Source organism: Yoonia sp. JB2-21 (assembly GCF_055693545.1).
The window spans coordinates 2,432,611-2,446,845 of sequence record NZ_JBVFUC010000001.1; the positions used below are offsets into that span (position 1 = coordinate 2,432,611).

A 14,235-nucleotide genomic window follows, 5' to 3' on the forward strand; every position below is an offset into this window, starting at 1 on the left:
CAGAAATGGACTGACCTCGTGACCAAAGACCAACAAAGCCCTTTGGACAGCTGGATCGCGAGAAACTTCGCGACACCACCGCAAAAAATCCGCTGGTGGCTGATCTTCTGGGCCTTTTGCCTGCTAATTGCGCCACTGATGGTAATGGACGGGCATGACAGGATCGGGACCCGAATATTCATCATCGGTGCGACCTGCGGCTGGATTCCGGCCCTCCTCATATTCGTCAAGTATCGCAAGTCTGCGCAGGATGCGGCCAAGGATGACAACTCATGACCCCCGAACTCACCGTCCTCGCCCTTGCAGCTCTCCTCCAAGGCGTCCAATTCACCCTCATGGCGATCCCTACCAATATCGAACTCGGTGTCGGCAAAACCATGTCACCGCGCGACAATAGCCGTCTTGGCAAGCCTATGCTCGAACAAGTCAGCGACAAAACCGGCCGTCTGATCCGCGCGATGAACAACCATTTCGAGGCGCTGATCCTTTTCACCATCGCTGTCGTCGTGATCAGCCTTGGTGACAAAAATACCGGGTTCAGCGCGATCTGCGCATGGACCTATCTGGGTGCCCGCATCCTTTACATCCCCGCCTATTATTTCGGATGGACGCCATGGCGTTCGCTGATCTGGTTTGTGGGGTTCCTCTCAACCATGCTGATGATACTGTCAGCCCTAATATGACCAACTGTACGTACAGGTTCTGTACAGGATATGTACGCAATATTGCTCGCTTAAGGAGACCCCATGTCCAGCTATGATGTCATCGTAATCGGTGCCGGCCCCGGCGGCTATGTCTGCGCGATCCGCTGCGCCCAACTGGGTATGAAAGTGGCCTGCGTTGAAGGGCGCGAAACGCTGGGCGGGACCTGCCTGAACGTGGGCTGCATCCCGTCGAAAGCGATGCTACATGCGACGCATATGCTGCACGAGGCCGAGCATAATTTCGCGACCATGGGCCTGAAGGGCAAAGCACCGTCTGTCGATTGGAAACAGATGCTGACATATAAGGATGAAACGATTGCCCAGAATACCGGCGGCATCGAATTTCTGTTCAAAAAGAATAAGATAGACTGGTTGAAAGGTTGGGGGTCGATCCCAGAAACGGGCAAGGTCAAAGTCGGTGATGAAGTCCATGAGGCCAAGCACATCGTGATCGCATCGGGGTCCGAGGCATCGTCACTGCCCGGTGTCGAAGTCGATGAAAAAACCGTTGTCACATCTACAGGTGCGCTGGAACTGGGCAAGGTGCCCAAGAAACTGGCCGTGATCGGCGCAGGTGTTATCGGATTAGAATTGGGATCCGTTTATGCGCGTCTTGGGGCCGAGGTTGAAGTGATCGAATTCCTCGACGCGATCACCCCCGGCATGGATGCCGAAATCGCGCGTCAGTTCCAGAAAATGCTTACGAAACAGGGGCTTACGTTCACGCTTGGTGCCGCCGTTCAAGGCGTTGCCGTCAAAGGGAACAAAGCCACCGTGACCTATAAACTGCGCAAAGACGACAGCGAACATACGCTTCAGGCCGACACGGTTCTGGTCGCAACCGGGCGCAAACCGTTCACTGACGGGTTGGGGCTGGATGCGTTGGGCGTTGAGATGTCAGAGCGCGGTCAGATTAAGACCAATGACAGGTATGCGACCAATATTGCCGGTATTTATGCCATCGGTGATGCGATTGCTGGACCGATGCTCGCCCACAAAGCCGAAGACGAAGGCATGGCTGTCGCCGAAGGCATCGCAGGCCAGCATCCGCATGTGAACTATGGCGTGATCCCCGGTGTGATCTACACGCACCCCGAGGTCGCCAACGTGGGTGAAACTGAAGAAAGCCTGAAAGAACAGGGGCGTAAGTACAAAGTTGGCAAGTTTCCTTTCTTGGGAAATGCGCGCGCCAAGGCGAACTTTGCAGGCGACGGCTTTGTCAAAATTTTGGTTGATGCTGCGACCGACCGTGTATTGGGCGCACATATCATTGGCCCCATGGCAGGTGATCTGATCCACGAAATCTGTGTGGCAATGGAATTTGGGGCGGCGGCCGAAGATCTGGCACGCACGTGCCATGCCCACCCAACCTATTCCGAAGCGGTCCGCGAAGCAGCACTGGCGTGTGGCGATGGCGCGATCCACGCCTGATAGATGACGCGCAGGTCAGCAAGGGCCGTTGACCTGCGCCAGAACAACCGGGCAACGGCTGGCCGAAACAATTAGCAACTGCGATCGGCATTCCTTTGTGTAAAATGCAGTTTATTTTTTAGAATACCGGTAATTGCCCAATCCAAGGACAGTTAAGAACATATGCGCGCCACATTCATGCGGTTTGACTATGGCGTTATTGATTAGTTTGGCCAGAGATTCTCCATGACGCGCATCATTTTCACCATGTTGCTGAGCTTGCTTTTCGCGAGCCCGGCACAGGCCTTTACGGCCGGTAGCGGTATGTTTGGGGATATCGAGTATCTGGCCGACACGCAGATACCTGGTCCAGATGGCGAAAACATGTCGCTCTGCTATGCAACCCGCGATTTTCGGATTTTTGGCTACACGCTGTCCAGTGATATTGTAGGCTATGCCCTGTCGCGTGATGGCTGCAATTTGATGTCTGACCGGCCTTTCACCACCGCGCAGATGGAAACTGCCCAATCGCTGAACCTTGTTGATGCTCGCATTCCGTCAGTTCCTGAAAATAGCCTTGAGCGAAATGTGCGCAATTACGGCATTTGGATTGCGCTGGGCCTTGGCCTGATCGCCGTTATTATTCGAAGGATCAAGTCGATCATGGGATTTGATTTGCGCGGCCCTATGCGGAAGAAGGCAGCTCAGCGCATCCTGACCGCGATGTGTTACGTTGGCAAATGCGATGGTATCGTCGCCGCGAATGAGATTTCGCTGATTGGCAAGACAGCACGCAGATTGACGCGCCGGAACGTTCAAGCGGCCGAAGTGATCAGGATCACTGACCATATTGAAATGAATCTGTCGCCACAGGATTTTATCGATTTTGGCAAAGGTCTACGCGATTCCGAAAAGGACGTGATGATGCGCGGCGCGTTCTATATCGCATTGTCCAGTGGTCGCATTTTGCCGTCAGAACACGCGTTTCTTTCGGATTTGGCCCATGGCATCGGTATGCCGGGCGAGGATTTTCGCCGCGTGATGAATATCGCACTAGAAGATCTCGACAAGTTCCCGGTCGCTTGACCGCACCATACGGATCATCCTTTTAACATCCGCAGACCCTGTGTCGCGTCTGCGCGCACAGCCAAGCGCAGCCCCGGCTCGTCCCCGGCCTTGAGGGCGGATAGGATCAGCTTGTGATGATAGGGCGGTTCTGTGCGGTTTAGTCGCCCGTAAAGGGCGCGCATTGTTGGACCAAGCTGTAGCCAAACGGTTTCAGTCATCGCCAACATTGCAGGTGCCTGCGCGCGTAGATACAGCGTGCGATGGAATTCCAGATTCATGCGAATATACCCGGTCGCGTCATGGCGTGCGATCACTTGATTGACGCTTTGATTGATCGTTTCCAAACGCTCGATCAATGCAAAATGCGCCCGCGGAAGCGCTCTGGACGCCAGTTCAGGCTCTAGCAGGGCCCGCAGCGTGGCCAGTTCTTCAATGCGTTCATTCGACAGCAAAGGCGTTGAGACCCGCCCCGAAGATGACAAGAACAGTGCACCTTCCGCAACCAGCCGGCGCACCGCTTCACGCGCAGGTGTCATCGAAACATCGTGAACTTTGCCGATACCACGAAGCGTCAGGGCTTCGCCGGGGCCAATTTCGCCATGCATGATCTGCGTGCGCAAGGCGCGGTAGACGCGTTCATGTGCGGCAGTGGTGCTATCTTGGGCGCGCGGTTGGATCATCATAGCGCTTTTGTGATCACAAAATACCTGTTGGTCAATCAACAAAGACGACACGATGCAATTGATCGCCGTTGTCCCTCAACCAACCTCGATGCTGTTCGTAGCCCGGACAGATCCGTGCAACGACGGCCCAGAATGCGGGCTTGTGGTTCATCTCGACCAGATGTGCGACCTCATGCGCCGCGACATAGTCCAGCACCTCTGGCGGGGCCATAATCAGCCGCCAAGAGTACATCAGACCTCCTTGGCTTGAACACGACCCCCAGCGCGATCGTGTGTCGCGTATTGTCAGACGCGTATAGGTTTGACCCAATTGGGCCGCATAGGCGTCAGAGGCATGGGCGAGCGCATCGCGGGCATGGTTTCTGAACAACGCCTTGATTTGCGGTCCAGCCGGCGATTGCGCAGACACTTCGATTGTATTCTGTACCACGCGGGCACGCCTCGTGGTCCCAAGGACGATTTGGTGCGCTTGACCGCGGTAGGGGACTGTTTTGCCAATTTCGACGGGCATGGCCGGTGTCAGGTCCTGCAAGTGTCTCCGAAGCCATGTTTCCTTAGTTCGCAGGAATGCGATACCCTCGCGTTCGGGCGCGCGGCGCGGAAGGGTGAGTGTCACACGCCCGTCAAGACGCGAGACGCGCAGTGACAATCGCTTTGCACGGTCAGAATGGCGCAACGTGACCTCAATCGGGGGGTTGCCTTCGAGTGTATGACGGCCCATATCCAACTACTCATATTTCATGTGCCAAAGGCTTTGACTCGGCTCTCCGCTTATGGCAGTTGGCACCGATCACCCGCAAGGGAAGACCTAAGTTTTTGAAGGGATAGCCTATGCCTAAGGAAGAGTGGGGCACAAAGCGCCTTTGCCCCGAAACCGGCAAACGCTTTTACGACCTGAACGCCACGCCTGTTATCAGCCCCTACACGGGTAATGAGGTGACAGTCGATACGTCCAAGACCCGCACAATGGTGGCGGATGCCGAGGACGCGCAGACAACGAAGATGAAAGCGGAATCGGAAGAGGATGAACTGGTTCTCGACGATGATGATGACGACGATGCCGATGACGTCGATCTGGGCGATGACGTTTTGGAAGATGACGACGACGATACTGTCTCACTCGATGAGTTGGCAGACGTTCCGGCAAGCGACGACGAATAAACAGACGATCCGGGCGTGATTTTCACTTGATCTCGCCCGGCGCGCTGCATAGACAGCGTTTGCACAGCGAAACGCTGTCAGGATGGGGCCTTAGCTCAGTTGGGAGAGCGCTTGCATGGCATGCAAGAGGTCAGGGGTTCGACTCCCCTAGGCTCCACCAAATTTCCACTACCGTCCCGCACCCACCGCTTTTTTCTGTGTACGGCGGACCTGCAAATTTGCGCGATTTGGCTGGTTTAGCTGAGCTTTTGGGCGGGCGGCGACCCGACAATAATACCCGCCTGTTAGTGTTAACGTAACAGTGTTGTGCACTTGAAGTCCGTGCACGCCTGTAACAAGTTGCACCAGGCAAAAATCGCAAAGCTGGAACCCCTTCGTCAATGAATAAAACACCAATCTTTTCTGGTCTTGCGTTCGTTTGTGCCATTGGTGTTGCCGCACTGGTGCTATGGCCGGAAGGGGATGAGGTTTCGGAAACTGCGGAATTTGCGGTCCCCGGTCTTGATCCGATGACGATCGAGCAAGCCCGTGCGGAGTTCTGGCGGCTGACACCGGCTTTGTTGCTGGTTGTCTACGAAGCCTTTGGGCAGACAGAGGAAGATGCCATTTATGATACGCTTGCGAGCGTCACACACGGTGACGCATTGGAGTATCTCTATCTTGAGCGGGTCGGCGCGATGGCTGGCGGTGGCCTCGAAGAAGCGGACCAAACCATTCACGAGATCAAGCTTTTGAATACCCGCGTTGCGCGCGACGGTGGCGCTTTGGCAATTGATGCGTCATGGCAGGTTATCGGTACGGTTGGACATGCCGAACATCTGCATGTCCGGGGCAATACATATAGTGCCGATCTCGCTGTCTCTCCGATTGAGGGTGCATGGCGGATCACTGATTTTGAATTGTTGGAGGTCAACCGCGATACTGCTGGTGAAACCTTCCTTGCCCCGCAAACGAACTGATGATCACGATTGAGAACCTTACCTTTCGCTATGGCGACACCGGCTTTCGGCTCCGTGTGCCCAGGTTTGTGTTGGAAGCGAGCGAGCGCGTAGCGATCGTTGGACCAAGCGGCAGTGGCAAGACAACATTGCTGAACCTGATTGCTGGTATTCTGTCGCCAGAGGATGGTCGTATCGATGTGGCTGGGACAGATGTTGCCACACTGTCAGACGTTGAGCGCCGCCGCTTTCGGGCAAGCACGATTGGCTTCGTCTTTCAGGATTTTGCGCTCCTTGATTATCTCTCGGCGCGCCAGAATATCCTTTATCCCTATCGGATCACCCCGGCGTTGACACTGAACGCAGAAGCGCGGGATCGGGCAGAAGCACTGGCGGCATCCTGCGGCATTGCGGACAAGCTGGACCGACATCCGTCAGCGCTTAGTCAGGGTGAGCAGCAGCGCGTTGCGATCTGCCGTGCGCTGGTCACACAGCCCAAGCTGATCCTGTCGGACGAGGCGACAGGGAACCTCGATCCTGACAGCAAGGCGCGCATTCTTGATCTGCTGTTCGAACAGGCAACACAGGCCGGTGCGCCTGTTCTGGCTGTTACCCATGATCATGAATTGCTGCCACGGTTCGGGCGGGTTCTGGATTTTGCGCAGTTCCGTGAAGGGGCGGCGGCATGAACGCGCTTTACCTCGCATTTGCCTATCTGCGCTATCACTGGGGGCGCAGCCTTGTGTTGACGTTGGTTGCAGCACTGATCTTGTTCGTCCCGGTCGCTACCCAAATCCTGCTGTCGACAAGCGAACGCGCACTTGTCGCACGCGGTGACGCAACGCCGCTTTTGCTGGGCAGTCGCGGGTCGCAGTTGGACTTGACGATGGCGGCGCTCTATTTCTCTGATGAACGACCAGAGCCGATCCCGATGCGTGAGGTTGAGGCTGTTTGGGATAGCGGGCTCGCCATTCCTATTCCTGTCCATACAGCCTTTTCGTCCGGCGGCTTTCGGATCGTGGGCACGTCGTTAGACTATTTTGATTTCCGCAAACTTGTGGTGTCTGATGGCCGCGGGCTGTCCGTACTTGGTGATGCTGTGATCGGGTCAGACGTGGCAGCGACGCTTGGCAAAGGTGTCGGGGATGCGCTTGTTTCATCGCCCGAAAACCTCTTTGATCTGGATGGTGTTTACCCGCTTGAGATGCCGATTGTAGGCGTTCTTGAACCAACCAATTCGCCCGATGATCAGGCTGTCTTTGTTGACATTAAGACGGCGTGGGTCATCCAGGGCATTGGTCATGGACACGAAGATGTTGTGACCGCAGCGGAGGTCGCCGCAGGCAGTGAGGCGGTGGCGAATGCCGCGGTGGTTCAGTACCAGCGCATCACGGAAGACAATATCGAAAGTTTTCACTTTCATGGCAGTCAGGATGATTTTCCGACATCCGCAGTGATCGTCGTGCCCAATGACACGCGCTCGGCCACGATTTTGAAAGGCCGATATTTGGACGGGAACAACCCGACCCAGTTGATTGAGCCCGCGGGGGTGATCCAAGGGCTGGTCGATCGCATCTTCCGCATCAAATCGCTTTTGGACGTTGTCACGACGATTATTGCTGTTGCGGCATTCGCTGCGATCGGGCTTGCGGTGTTCCTGAGCTACCGGCTGCGGGCACGCGAAATCGCGACGGCGGTCAAGCTGGGTGCGCGGCGTGGGATGGTCCTGCGTCTATTGTCTGCCGAAACATTCACATTACTATCAATTTCAACAATTATTGCTGCGATTGGTGCTGCTATCGTAGGGCAAAATGCCGAAAGCTGGGTGGGTTGGCTGCTCGCTCTTGGCGCATAGAAACAGGAGGTCTCATGAAACGATATTTTATCACCGCGTCGCTCGCGGGTCTCATTGCCGCGACGCCGGCACTGGCCCACTATGGCATGATTATCCCGAATGATCCGATGATCAGCCAGGAAGATGGGCGCAGCGTCGCACTGACCATGTCATTTTCGCATCCCTTTGAAATGGACGGGATGCTGCTGGACACGCCCGTTGCGTTTTCTGTGACGCATGAAGGGACAACGACCGACCTTCTTGGCGATTTGCAGGGTGCGACGGTGATGGACGATCAGGGGTATACGCTGGATTACCCGCTGGATCGCCCCGGCACCTATATTTTCGCCATGGAACCGCAGCCCTATTGGGAACCGGCCGAGGATGCGTTCATCATCCACTATACCAAAACCTATGTTACCGCTTATGGCGACGACGAAGGTTGGGACACGGAACTGGGTCTGAAAACCGAGATCGTGCCGCTGTCCAAGCCGTTCGGGCTGTGGGAACACAACGTCTTTCAGGGTATCGTCAAGATGAACGGCGAACCGGTGCCCTATGCAGAGGTCGAGGTTGAGTTCTTCAACGATGGTGCGGGCGCTACCGTGCCGGACGAATTGATGATCACGCAGACGGTCAAGGCAGATGCGGCTGGGGTCTTTACCTATGCGCCGCCCTCTGATGGCTGGTGGGGCTTTGCTGCACTGAACACTGCCGATTACACCTTGCCGCAAGATGGCGAGGACAAGGCGGTTGAGCTCGGCGCTGTAATCTGGGTGCATTTTGAAGAATGGACAGGCAAGTGATCCGTGGTATCGCACTTGCCGGCCTCTGTGCTGTCACTCCGATCGCTGCGACGGCGCATCAGCTGACTGTCTTTGCATCGGTCGATTGTGAGGTAGTACTGGTCGAGGCAAAGTTCTCTAACGGTAATGCGGTTCAGCAGGCGGAGGTCCGCATTCTTGACGGCCAGAACACCTTGCTGACAACACTGCCTATTGGGGAAGACGGAACCCTAGCCGTCCCGCTTGACAGCGTGGATCATTCCGAAGGTTTGGTGATCGAGGTCGATACCGGCAGCCATGACAACTATTGGATCGTGACGCCTGACGACATTGCACGGAATTGCCAGAGTTGACGCGCATGTATGTTTTTCGGTTTTTTCTGGCCGGTTGGCTGATCTTTGGCGCGGCGCACATAGCAGTGGCGCAAGATCGGCCTCGTGTTGTCACTGTGAACTATGCTTTGCAGTACTTCGCCGAACGTCTTTTAGGTGATGATGCAGAGGTTGTGTTCCCGGTGCCAAAGGATGTGGACCCATCGTTCTGGCGTCCGTCCATTGCCGACATCTCGATGGTCCAATCGTCGGATCTGATCCTGTTGAACGGGGCCGGTTTCGCAACATGGGTTGATCGCGTGTCGTTGCCCCGCGCGAAACTGGTCAACACGACGTCCGCTATCGAAGATCGGTTTATCGTCACTGAAAGCATCACCCACAGTCATGGCGATGGTGGGGAGCATTCCCATGAAGGGCTTGCGTCCTACACATGGCTTGATCCGTCACTCGCCATTGCACAGGCTGAGGCGGTTGCAGCCGCAATAACGGCACGTGGGCTTGCACCAGAAGGTCAGGTTGATGATCGGTTGGAAACGCTCCGGGCCGATCTTGAGGCGTTGGACGCTCAGGCGGCGACCATGTTGGGCGCTCTGGCAGACATCACCATTGTCGCAACCCATCCACGGTATCAGTATCTGGCCAGACGTTATGGTCTTTCACTTGCGTCAGTCGAGTGGGAGGCGGGTGCTACGCCCTCAGATAGTGAGACGGCTGACCTTCAGGCGCTGGTGAATGAAACGGGTGCCCGTGTACTGATTTGGGAGGCTGAGCCACCTGCCGTGGCCTTTGAAATGACGTCCGCACTTGGTTTGGAAAACGTGGTTTTTGCGCCGCTTGCGCATGAGGTGGAAGGACGCACATTCTTTGAGGCGATTGCGGATGCATTGTCCGCTTTGGCCAAGGCCGGCGCCCCGTAGCCAGTCTAGGCGCCCATTTGGCTTTTAATGGTGCGTTTTGGGGTCAGCCAAGCGTGTTCTCGCAACAGATATGCCAACTTACGCATTAAGCGGCCTTCGCTGCGTTGTCCCATATCCAAACTGATTTCTCTCAACCCTCATAACTCCCGAGGCTGAGGCGCAACCTTCCTTTGATGTGTAAAAGTATAACCGGATCAGACGACTGCCTACGGCTTAAGGGACAGCTACGGGGTGCCCGCAATCCAAGTGTGGCGAACGCTGAAGGTGCCTGTGCCAGCGCATTAACCACGTGAACTCAACATGAATGTGTCGTTCTTTTGCAGTTCACGCAGGCTGTGCGAGACAAACAACTGTCAAATGTAAGAATCTCCCACCGTTTAAGAGTACTCGTCATGATTGAGCAGACCCCACAGGCAGTCGCGAACGCCTCCTCTATCTCCGTTTTGCAACGTAATGGGCTTTCATTAATAACCGGCCTTTGTTGCGGATTTTTGGGCGGGATCGCAGGGGCGAGTGTAGCGATTATTCTTGGGTATGGACTGCTTGCCGCATTTGTAAGCTATAGCTTTGGTGGGGTTATTGTGCTGGCGTCTTATGCGGTGATCATCTCGCTACAACAGAAAAGATTACCCCTTTGGCAACGCATTAGACCGACCGGCGTAGCACGATAGTAATTCTTGCGCCTCCCATCGTCTCGGAACGGCCGATGTCCATCTTGCCCTGATAGGCTGCAACAAGATCTGATGCAATTGCGAGGCCAAGCCCAGTCCCGGGTTTGGATTGATCCAGCCGTTGGCCACTGATCAGTGCGCGGTCAGCACCACCCTCTGCGATACCATCGCCGTCATCTTCTACAAAAACCTGAACCCAATCATCCGCTGAGGTTGCACTCAGCCGGATTGACGTCTTCGACCACTTCAGCGCGTTATCCAGCAGGTTGCCAATAATTTCCTCAAAGTCGATTTGATTGATTTTTGCGTGAAGATCGGCAGGAAGGTCGACAGTGACTTCACGGCCCTTGTTCTTAGCCAAAGCCGTAAAGGCACGCCCTAATCTGCGAAGACTGACATCAAGATTTGTTGCCTCGCGCTCAGAGGCGCTGTTTTGTGACGCCTTCATACGTGCAAAAGAACGTTTGAGTTGCGCATCCAACCGATCCAGAGCGTTGATCCCGCTTTGGACGTCACTGCCGTTATGCTGCAGTTCGAACAATTCGTTTCGCAACACCGCAGATGGGGTCTTGAGCGCATGAGCCAAGTCTGCAGTTTGCCGGCGAGACCGGTCAACGATATCCCGATTTCGGTCGAGCAGGTCGTTGATGTCGGTGACAAGTGGTTGCACTTCAAGAGGGTAGTCATCCACCGGAAGTTCGCCGTCATGTTCTTTGCGGGTGGTAACATCGCGGCGCAGCTGTGACAAAGGGCGCAAGGTGAATAGCACAAGGACAAGCGCCCCAACAGTGGCAAGTAGGCCAACAAATGCGAACGCGATGCCCAACCGTTGCCGCAGCTCTTGCAAATCTGCTTCGATCGACGCTGTTGATGATGCGACTGTGACTTTCCAATTTGATCCATCGTCGATCATGACGTTTTGCGAAAAAGCTCTCAGCGTTTGGTTCGCTGGTCCAATAATGTTTTGGACATCGGTGCCGTCTTGGGCTGATGACGGTATGCTTAGCAGCGCATCAGCCAGCGACCGGGAAACAAGTATGCGGCCATCAGTGCTGATCGCTTGCCAATAGTCGCCAGAGAATGGGTTTTGATAGACTGGATCAGACAGTTGTGCCGGCATCGCGTCACTGTCGCCACGACTATTTGCAAGGGCAACAACAACCTGTGAATGGCGGGCTGACAAAAAAGTATCGAACCGCGACAAGGTTATTCTTTCAAGGTAGCTTCCGATCGCGTTGGCACCGGCCAAGGCGACGACAGTCGCCCATACGGCGCCCCCCGCGACCGCCCTGCTGCGAAGAGACTTCACCCCTCAAGCTGGATCGAATATCCTCGACCGCGTTCCGTTTCGATCAGGTTGTTACCCAGCTTTTTGCGCAGACGTGTGACAAAGACCGCCACAGTGTTTGAATCCCGATCATCACCATATTCATAGATGTGTTCGGACAGTTCCGTACGTGTGATTGGGCGGTTTGCATTGTGAAACAGATAGGACAGAACAGCTGTTTCTTGTGCAGTCAGGGTAATAGGGAATTGGTTTAAGCTGACCTTGCCATTTCTACTATCGAAAGTGACGCCATCTTTTTCAAACACTGGACTTTTTTGCGTCGCATTTCTTCGCAACAGTGCACGGGCCCGTGCTGTCAGTTCGGGCACGTGGAACGGTTTTGCAAGGTAGTCATCCGCGCCCGCATCAAGACCGTCAACGCGGTCTGCCCATCCGTCACGTGCCGTCAGGATTAGAATGGGGATGTTTATTCCGGCTTTTCGCCAGGATTTCAGAACCGTAATCCCATCTATTTTCGGAAGCCCAAGATCCAAAATGATCAGATCATAAGGTTCAGTTTCGCCCAGGAACTGTGCTTCTTCGCCATCAGGGGCCACATCAACAGCGTGGCCTTCCCTTGAGAGGGTTAGTTTGACTTGATCAGCCAGCTCAAAATCATCTTCGGCAACCAGAATACGCATCTGATTGTAGCTAGGACGTATGGATGACCTTAATTGGGCAAAAGATAGGCAATACTAGTTTCCTCGGCCATTGCCTCGCCCCCCAGAGTTGCCGCGGTCACCTGAGTTGCCACGGTCACCTGAGTTGCCACGGTCGCCAGAGTTGCCGCGATCACCTGAGTTGCCGTTGTTGCCTGCGTTACCGTTGTTACTAGAATTGCCGTTATTGCCGTTATTGCCGTTATTGCCGTTATTGCCCCGATTTGTCGAAGCGTCGCCGCTGCGTGCGACTTCAGAGACGACCTGACCTGTTTCGCTATTGTGCGAAACACGTCTTCCATTCACGCCATTATAAAGTAATTCGATCACGGACCCATCATCGCGCTGCATCAGCAGGCGATACGTCATCTGGCCATTCGAAAGAAATCCGCGAATATCCATGACGTCGCCGCCAAAGTTTTCAGCGGCAGTTGTGACAATTGCCTCTGCGCTCAGAACCTGCTGCTCGGACACAAGTTGTCTCATTTGCCCCTGAGACAGCTCAAGCAAATCTGCCGAGGCGCTAAGTGGCAAGACGCCAATCAGCAAAGCTATTATGGCTGAATTCAGTCGCAGATACATTGGATGGGTAAAGCTTTCTTGGTGGTTCGGGTCAGGGGCCTAAGCCACCAACGCATTTGTTTCCCACTTCGCGTCAATATCTGAAATGACGCTGTCGACACTTGGGAATCTGCATTGCACATTCTGTGCGATATCATCTGCAGCAGGCCGAACCATCAGGTCAGTTTGCTGTGTTGTCGTTTCGTCATGGTGTGTCATCTGGCTGACGTTCGTCCCGGACATGTCTTCGTTTCTCCTCGTCTTCAATCATTCTTGCGATTCGGCAAGACTAGTTGGCCCCGCTGGTAAGGTGGCACAGGTTACGTGAACTCGAGGGGAATGGGTCGTTAACGTTCTGTTAACTTTTGAAGACTTGCTCAGAGGCGGATCAAGATTGCGACTCCGTCGATAAACGAAGAGGCAGAATTTGTAACGCTGAAGCAAACGGCTTTAGGGCATATCGGCGAAAGCGGCAGCGAGCGCGATTTCAACCATATCACCAAAAGACCGCTCCCGATCTTTAGCAGGCAAAGCCTCATGCGTGATCAGATGATCGCTCACGGTCAGGACAGCAAGGGCGCGTCGGCCGTGTCGTGCGGCAAGGTTGTAAAGTTCAGCGGCCTCCATCTCGACCCCCAGAATGCCATGCCGGATCATTTGTTCGTTCAGGTCAGGACGCTCATCATAAAATACATCTGACGAGTAGATTCCACCAACGTGGGTTGGAACACCCTTTGCCAATGCGGCACGATGTGCTGCGGCAAGCAGGCCATAGTCAGCGCAGGGCGCAAAGTTCAATTCCTTGAAAATCCCCCGTGACGGCGTCGACAATGTCGAAGCGGTCATGGCCAAGATTACGTCGCGGATTGCCACGTGGTCCTGCATTCCTCCGCAAGATCCGATGCGGATGAGCGTCTGGGCATCATAGTCTTTGATCAGCTCGTTTGCGTAAATCGAGAGTGAAGGCATACCCATCCCAGAGCCTTGAATGGTCACAGGATGTCCGTTCCATGTCCCCGTGAACCCCAGCATCCCGCGCACCTGATTGATGCAGCGGCTGTCTTGCAAGAAAGTTTCGGCTGCCCATTTGGCGCGGAATGGATCGCCCGGCATCAAAACGGTCGGGGCAATATCCTCTTTTTCGGCGCCTATGTGGATTGTCATGCTGAGCCTCCTCTGAAAACG

General features: G+C 54.9%; 18 protein-coding genes and 1 tRNA gene. 12 read left to right on the forward strand and 7 right to left on the reverse strand.

Annotation, left to right across the window (positions count from 1 at the left end; genetic code table 11):
• Window positions 1-18 precede the first annotated feature (18 nt).
• From ACZ1G5_RS12145 to ACZ1G5_RS12160, 4 genes are all read left to right on the forward strand, one after another.
• The gene (locus ACZ1G5_RS12145) at window positions 19-276 is read left to right on the forward strand and encodes a hypothetical protein (RefSeq protein ID WP_472733087.1); all 258 of its coding nucleotides are present in this window, start codon (window positions 19-21) and stop codon (window positions 274-276) included.
• Window positions 273-683, forward strand: a complete 411-nt coding sequence (locus ACZ1G5_RS12150; protein ID WP_472733088.1) for an MAPEG family protein — start codon at window positions 273-275, stop codon at window positions 681-683. Before ACZ1G5_RS12145 ends, ACZ1G5_RS12150 begins: the two co-directional genes overlap by 4 nt.
• A 63-nt stretch (window positions 684-746) precedes the next feature.
• A complete protein-coding gene (gene lpdA, locus ACZ1G5_RS12155; RefSeq protein ID WP_472733089.1) occupies window positions 747-2,135 on the forward strand; it encodes a dihydrolipoyl dehydrogenase in 1,389 nt (462 codons plus the stop codon).
• Window positions 2,136-2,360: 225 nt separating this feature from the next.
• A complete protein-coding gene (locus ACZ1G5_RS12160) occupies window positions 2,361-3,200 on the forward strand; it encodes a tellurite resistance TerB family protein (protein WP_472733090.1) in 840 nt (279 codons plus the stop codon).
• Window positions 3,201-3,214: 14 nt separating this feature from the next.
• Here the strand turns inward: ACZ1G5_RS12160 and ACZ1G5_RS12165 are convergent, their stop codons facing one another.
• The gene (locus ACZ1G5_RS12165; protein ID WP_472733091.1) at window positions 3,215-3,865 is read right to left on the reverse strand and encodes a GntR family transcriptional regulator; all 651 of its coding nucleotides are present in this window, start codon (window positions 3,863-3,865) and stop codon (window positions 3,215-3,217) included.
• 31 nt (window positions 3,866-3,896) lie between these two features.
• Window positions 3,897-4,586, reverse strand: coding sequence for a M48 family metallopeptidase (locus tag ACZ1G5_RS12170; RefSeq protein ID WP_472733092.1), 690 nt, complete (start codon window positions 4,584-4,586; stop codon window positions 3,897-3,899).
• Window positions 4,587-4,696: 110 nt separating this feature from the next.
• Between ACZ1G5_RS12170 and ACZ1G5_RS12175 the strand changes: the two genes are divergently transcribed.
• The 8 genes from ACZ1G5_RS12175 (at window position 4,697) to ACZ1G5_RS12210 (ending at window position 9,832) form a co-directional block, all read left to right on the forward strand.
• A complete protein-coding gene (locus ACZ1G5_RS12175; protein WP_472733093.1) occupies window positions 4,697-5,026 on the forward strand; it encodes a TIGR02300 family protein in 330 nt (109 codons plus the stop codon).
• 84 nt (window positions 5,027-5,110) lie between these two features.
• Window positions 5,111-5,186: transfer RNA gene (locus ACZ1G5_RS12180), tRNA-Ala, on the forward strand.
• A gap of 220 nt (window positions 5,187-5,406) precedes the next feature.
• The gene (locus ACZ1G5_RS12185; RefSeq protein WP_472733094.1) at window positions 5,407-5,985 is read left to right on the forward strand and encodes a hypothetical protein; all 579 of its coding nucleotides are present in this window, start codon (window positions 5,407-5,409) and stop codon (window positions 5,983-5,985) included.
• Entirely contained in the window at window positions 5,985-6,653 is a 669-nt protein-coding gene (locus ACZ1G5_RS12190) for an ABC transporter ATP-binding protein (RefSeq protein ID WP_472733095.1), read from the forward strand. The genes ACZ1G5_RS12185 and ACZ1G5_RS12190 overlap by 1 nt, the downstream gene beginning before the upstream one ends.
• Window positions 6,650-7,819, forward strand: a complete 1,170-nt coding sequence (locus ACZ1G5_RS12195; protein WP_472733096.1) for an ABC transporter permease — start codon at window positions 6,650-6,652, stop codon at window positions 7,817-7,819. The genes ACZ1G5_RS12190 and ACZ1G5_RS12195 overlap by 4 nt, the downstream gene beginning before the upstream one ends.
• Window positions 7,820-7,833: 14 nt before the next feature.
• Window positions 7,834-8,604, forward strand: coding sequence for a DUF4198 domain-containing protein (locus ACZ1G5_RS12200; protein WP_472733097.1), 771 nt, complete (start codon window positions 7,834-7,836; stop codon window positions 8,602-8,604).
• The gene (locus ACZ1G5_RS12205; RefSeq protein WP_472733098.1) at window positions 8,601-8,936 is read left to right on the forward strand and encodes a hypothetical protein; all 336 of its coding nucleotides are present in this window, start codon (window positions 8,601-8,603) and stop codon (window positions 8,934-8,936) included. Before ACZ1G5_RS12200 ends, ACZ1G5_RS12205 begins: the two co-directional genes overlap by 4 nt.
• A 5-nt stretch (window positions 8,937-8,941) precedes the next feature.
• Window positions 8,942-9,832, forward strand: a complete 891-nt coding sequence (locus ACZ1G5_RS12210; protein WP_472733099.1) for a metal ABC transporter substrate-binding protein — start codon at window positions 8,942-8,944, stop codon at window positions 9,830-9,832.
• A gap of 645 nt (window positions 9,833-10,477) precedes the next feature.
• Here the strand turns inward: ACZ1G5_RS12210 and ACZ1G5_RS12215 are convergent.
• The 5 genes from ACZ1G5_RS12215 to deoD all read right to left on the reverse strand — a co-directional run bounded on the left by ACZ1G5_RS12215 (window position 10,478) and on the right by deoD (window position 14,214).
• Window positions 10,478-11,812, reverse strand: coding sequence for an ATP-binding protein (locus tag ACZ1G5_RS12215; protein ID WP_472733100.1), 1,335 nt, complete (start codon window positions 11,810-11,812; stop codon window positions 10,478-10,480).
• On the reverse strand, window positions 11,809-12,471 hold the full coding sequence (locus ACZ1G5_RS12220; RefSeq protein WP_472733101.1) for a response regulator transcription factor: 663 nt from the start codon (window positions 12,469-12,471) through the stop codon (window positions 11,809-11,811). The genes ACZ1G5_RS12215 and ACZ1G5_RS12220 overlap by 4 nt, the downstream gene beginning before the upstream one ends.
• A gap of 54 nt (window positions 12,472-12,525) precedes the next feature.
• Window positions 12,526-12,975 (reverse strand): PepSY domain-containing protein, encoded by a 450-nt coding sequence (locus tag ACZ1G5_RS12225; RefSeq protein ID WP_472733102.1) that lies wholly within the window; start codon window positions 12,973-12,975, stop codon window positions 12,526-12,528.
• Between the two features lie 135 nt (window positions 12,976-13,110).
• Entirely contained in the window at window positions 13,111-13,293 is a 183-nt protein-coding gene (locus ACZ1G5_RS12230; RefSeq protein ID WP_472733103.1) for a hypothetical protein, read from the reverse strand.
• A 207-nt stretch (window positions 13,294-13,500) separates the two neighbouring features.
• Window positions 13,501-14,214 (reverse strand): purine-nucleoside phosphorylase, encoded by a 714-nt coding sequence (deoD, locus tag ACZ1G5_RS12235; protein WP_472733104.1) that lies wholly within the window; start codon window positions 14,212-14,214, stop codon window positions 13,501-13,503.
• Between the last annotated feature and the right edge of the window lie 21 nt (window positions 14,215-14,235).

Bases quoted from the DNA above. Each gene is read 5' to 3' on its own strand.
- ACZ1G5_RS12150 (WP_472733088.1), top strand. From the start codon at position 273: ATGACCCCCGAACTCACCGTCCTCGCCCTTGCAGCTCTCCTCCAAGGC.
- lpdA (WP_472733089.1), top strand. From the start codon at position 747: ATGTCCAGCTATGATGTCATCGTAATCGGTGCCGGCCCCGGCGGCTAT.
- ACZ1G5_RS12160 (WP_472733090.1), top strand. From the start codon at position 2,361: ATGACGCGCATCATTTTCACCATGTTGCTGAGCTTGCTTTTCGCGAGC.
- ACZ1G5_RS12165 (WP_472733091.1), bottom strand. From the start codon at position 3,865: ATGATGATCCAACCGCGCGCCCAAGATAGCACCACTGCCGCACATGAA.
- ACZ1G5_RS12170 (WP_472733092.1), bottom strand. From the start codon at position 4,586: ATGGGCCGTCATACACTCGAAGGCAACCCCCCGATTGAGGTCACGTTG.
- ACZ1G5_RS12175 (WP_472733093.1), top strand. From the start codon at position 4,697: ATGCCTAAGGAAGAGTGGGGCACAAAGCGCCTTTGCCCCGAAACCGGC.
- ACZ1G5_RS12185 (WP_472733094.1), top strand. From the start codon at position 5,407: ATGAATAAAACACCAATCTTTTCTGGTCTTGCGTTCGTTTGTGCCATT.
- ACZ1G5_RS12190 (WP_472733095.1), top strand. From the start codon at position 5,985: ATGATCACGATTGAGAACCTTACCTTTCGCTATGGCGACACCGGCTTT.
- ACZ1G5_RS12195 (WP_472733096.1), top strand. From the start codon at position 6,650: ATGAACGCGCTTTACCTCGCATTTGCCTATCTGCGCTATCACTGGGGG.
- ACZ1G5_RS12200 (WP_472733097.1), top strand. From the start codon at position 7,834: ATGAAACGATATTTTATCACCGCGTCGCTCGCGGGTCTCATTGCCGCG.
- ACZ1G5_RS12210 (WP_472733099.1), top strand. From the start codon at position 8,942: ATGTATGTTTTTCGGTTTTTTCTGGCCGGTTGGCTGATCTTTGGCGCG.
- ACZ1G5_RS12220 (WP_472733101.1), bottom strand. From the start codon at position 12,471: ATGCGTATTCTGGTTGCCGAAGATGATTTTGAGCTGGCTGATCAAGTC.
- ACZ1G5_RS12225 (WP_472733102.1), bottom strand. From the start codon at position 12,975: ATGAGACAACTTGTGTCCGAGCAGCAGGTTCTGAGCGCAGAGGCAATT.
- ACZ1G5_RS12230 (WP_472733103.1), bottom strand. From the start codon at position 13,293: ATGTCCGGGACGAACGTCAGCCAGATGACACACCATGACGAAACGACA.
- deoD (WP_472733104.1), bottom strand. From the start codon at position 14,214: ATGACAATCCACATAGGCGCCGAAAAAGAGGATATTGCCCCGACCGTT.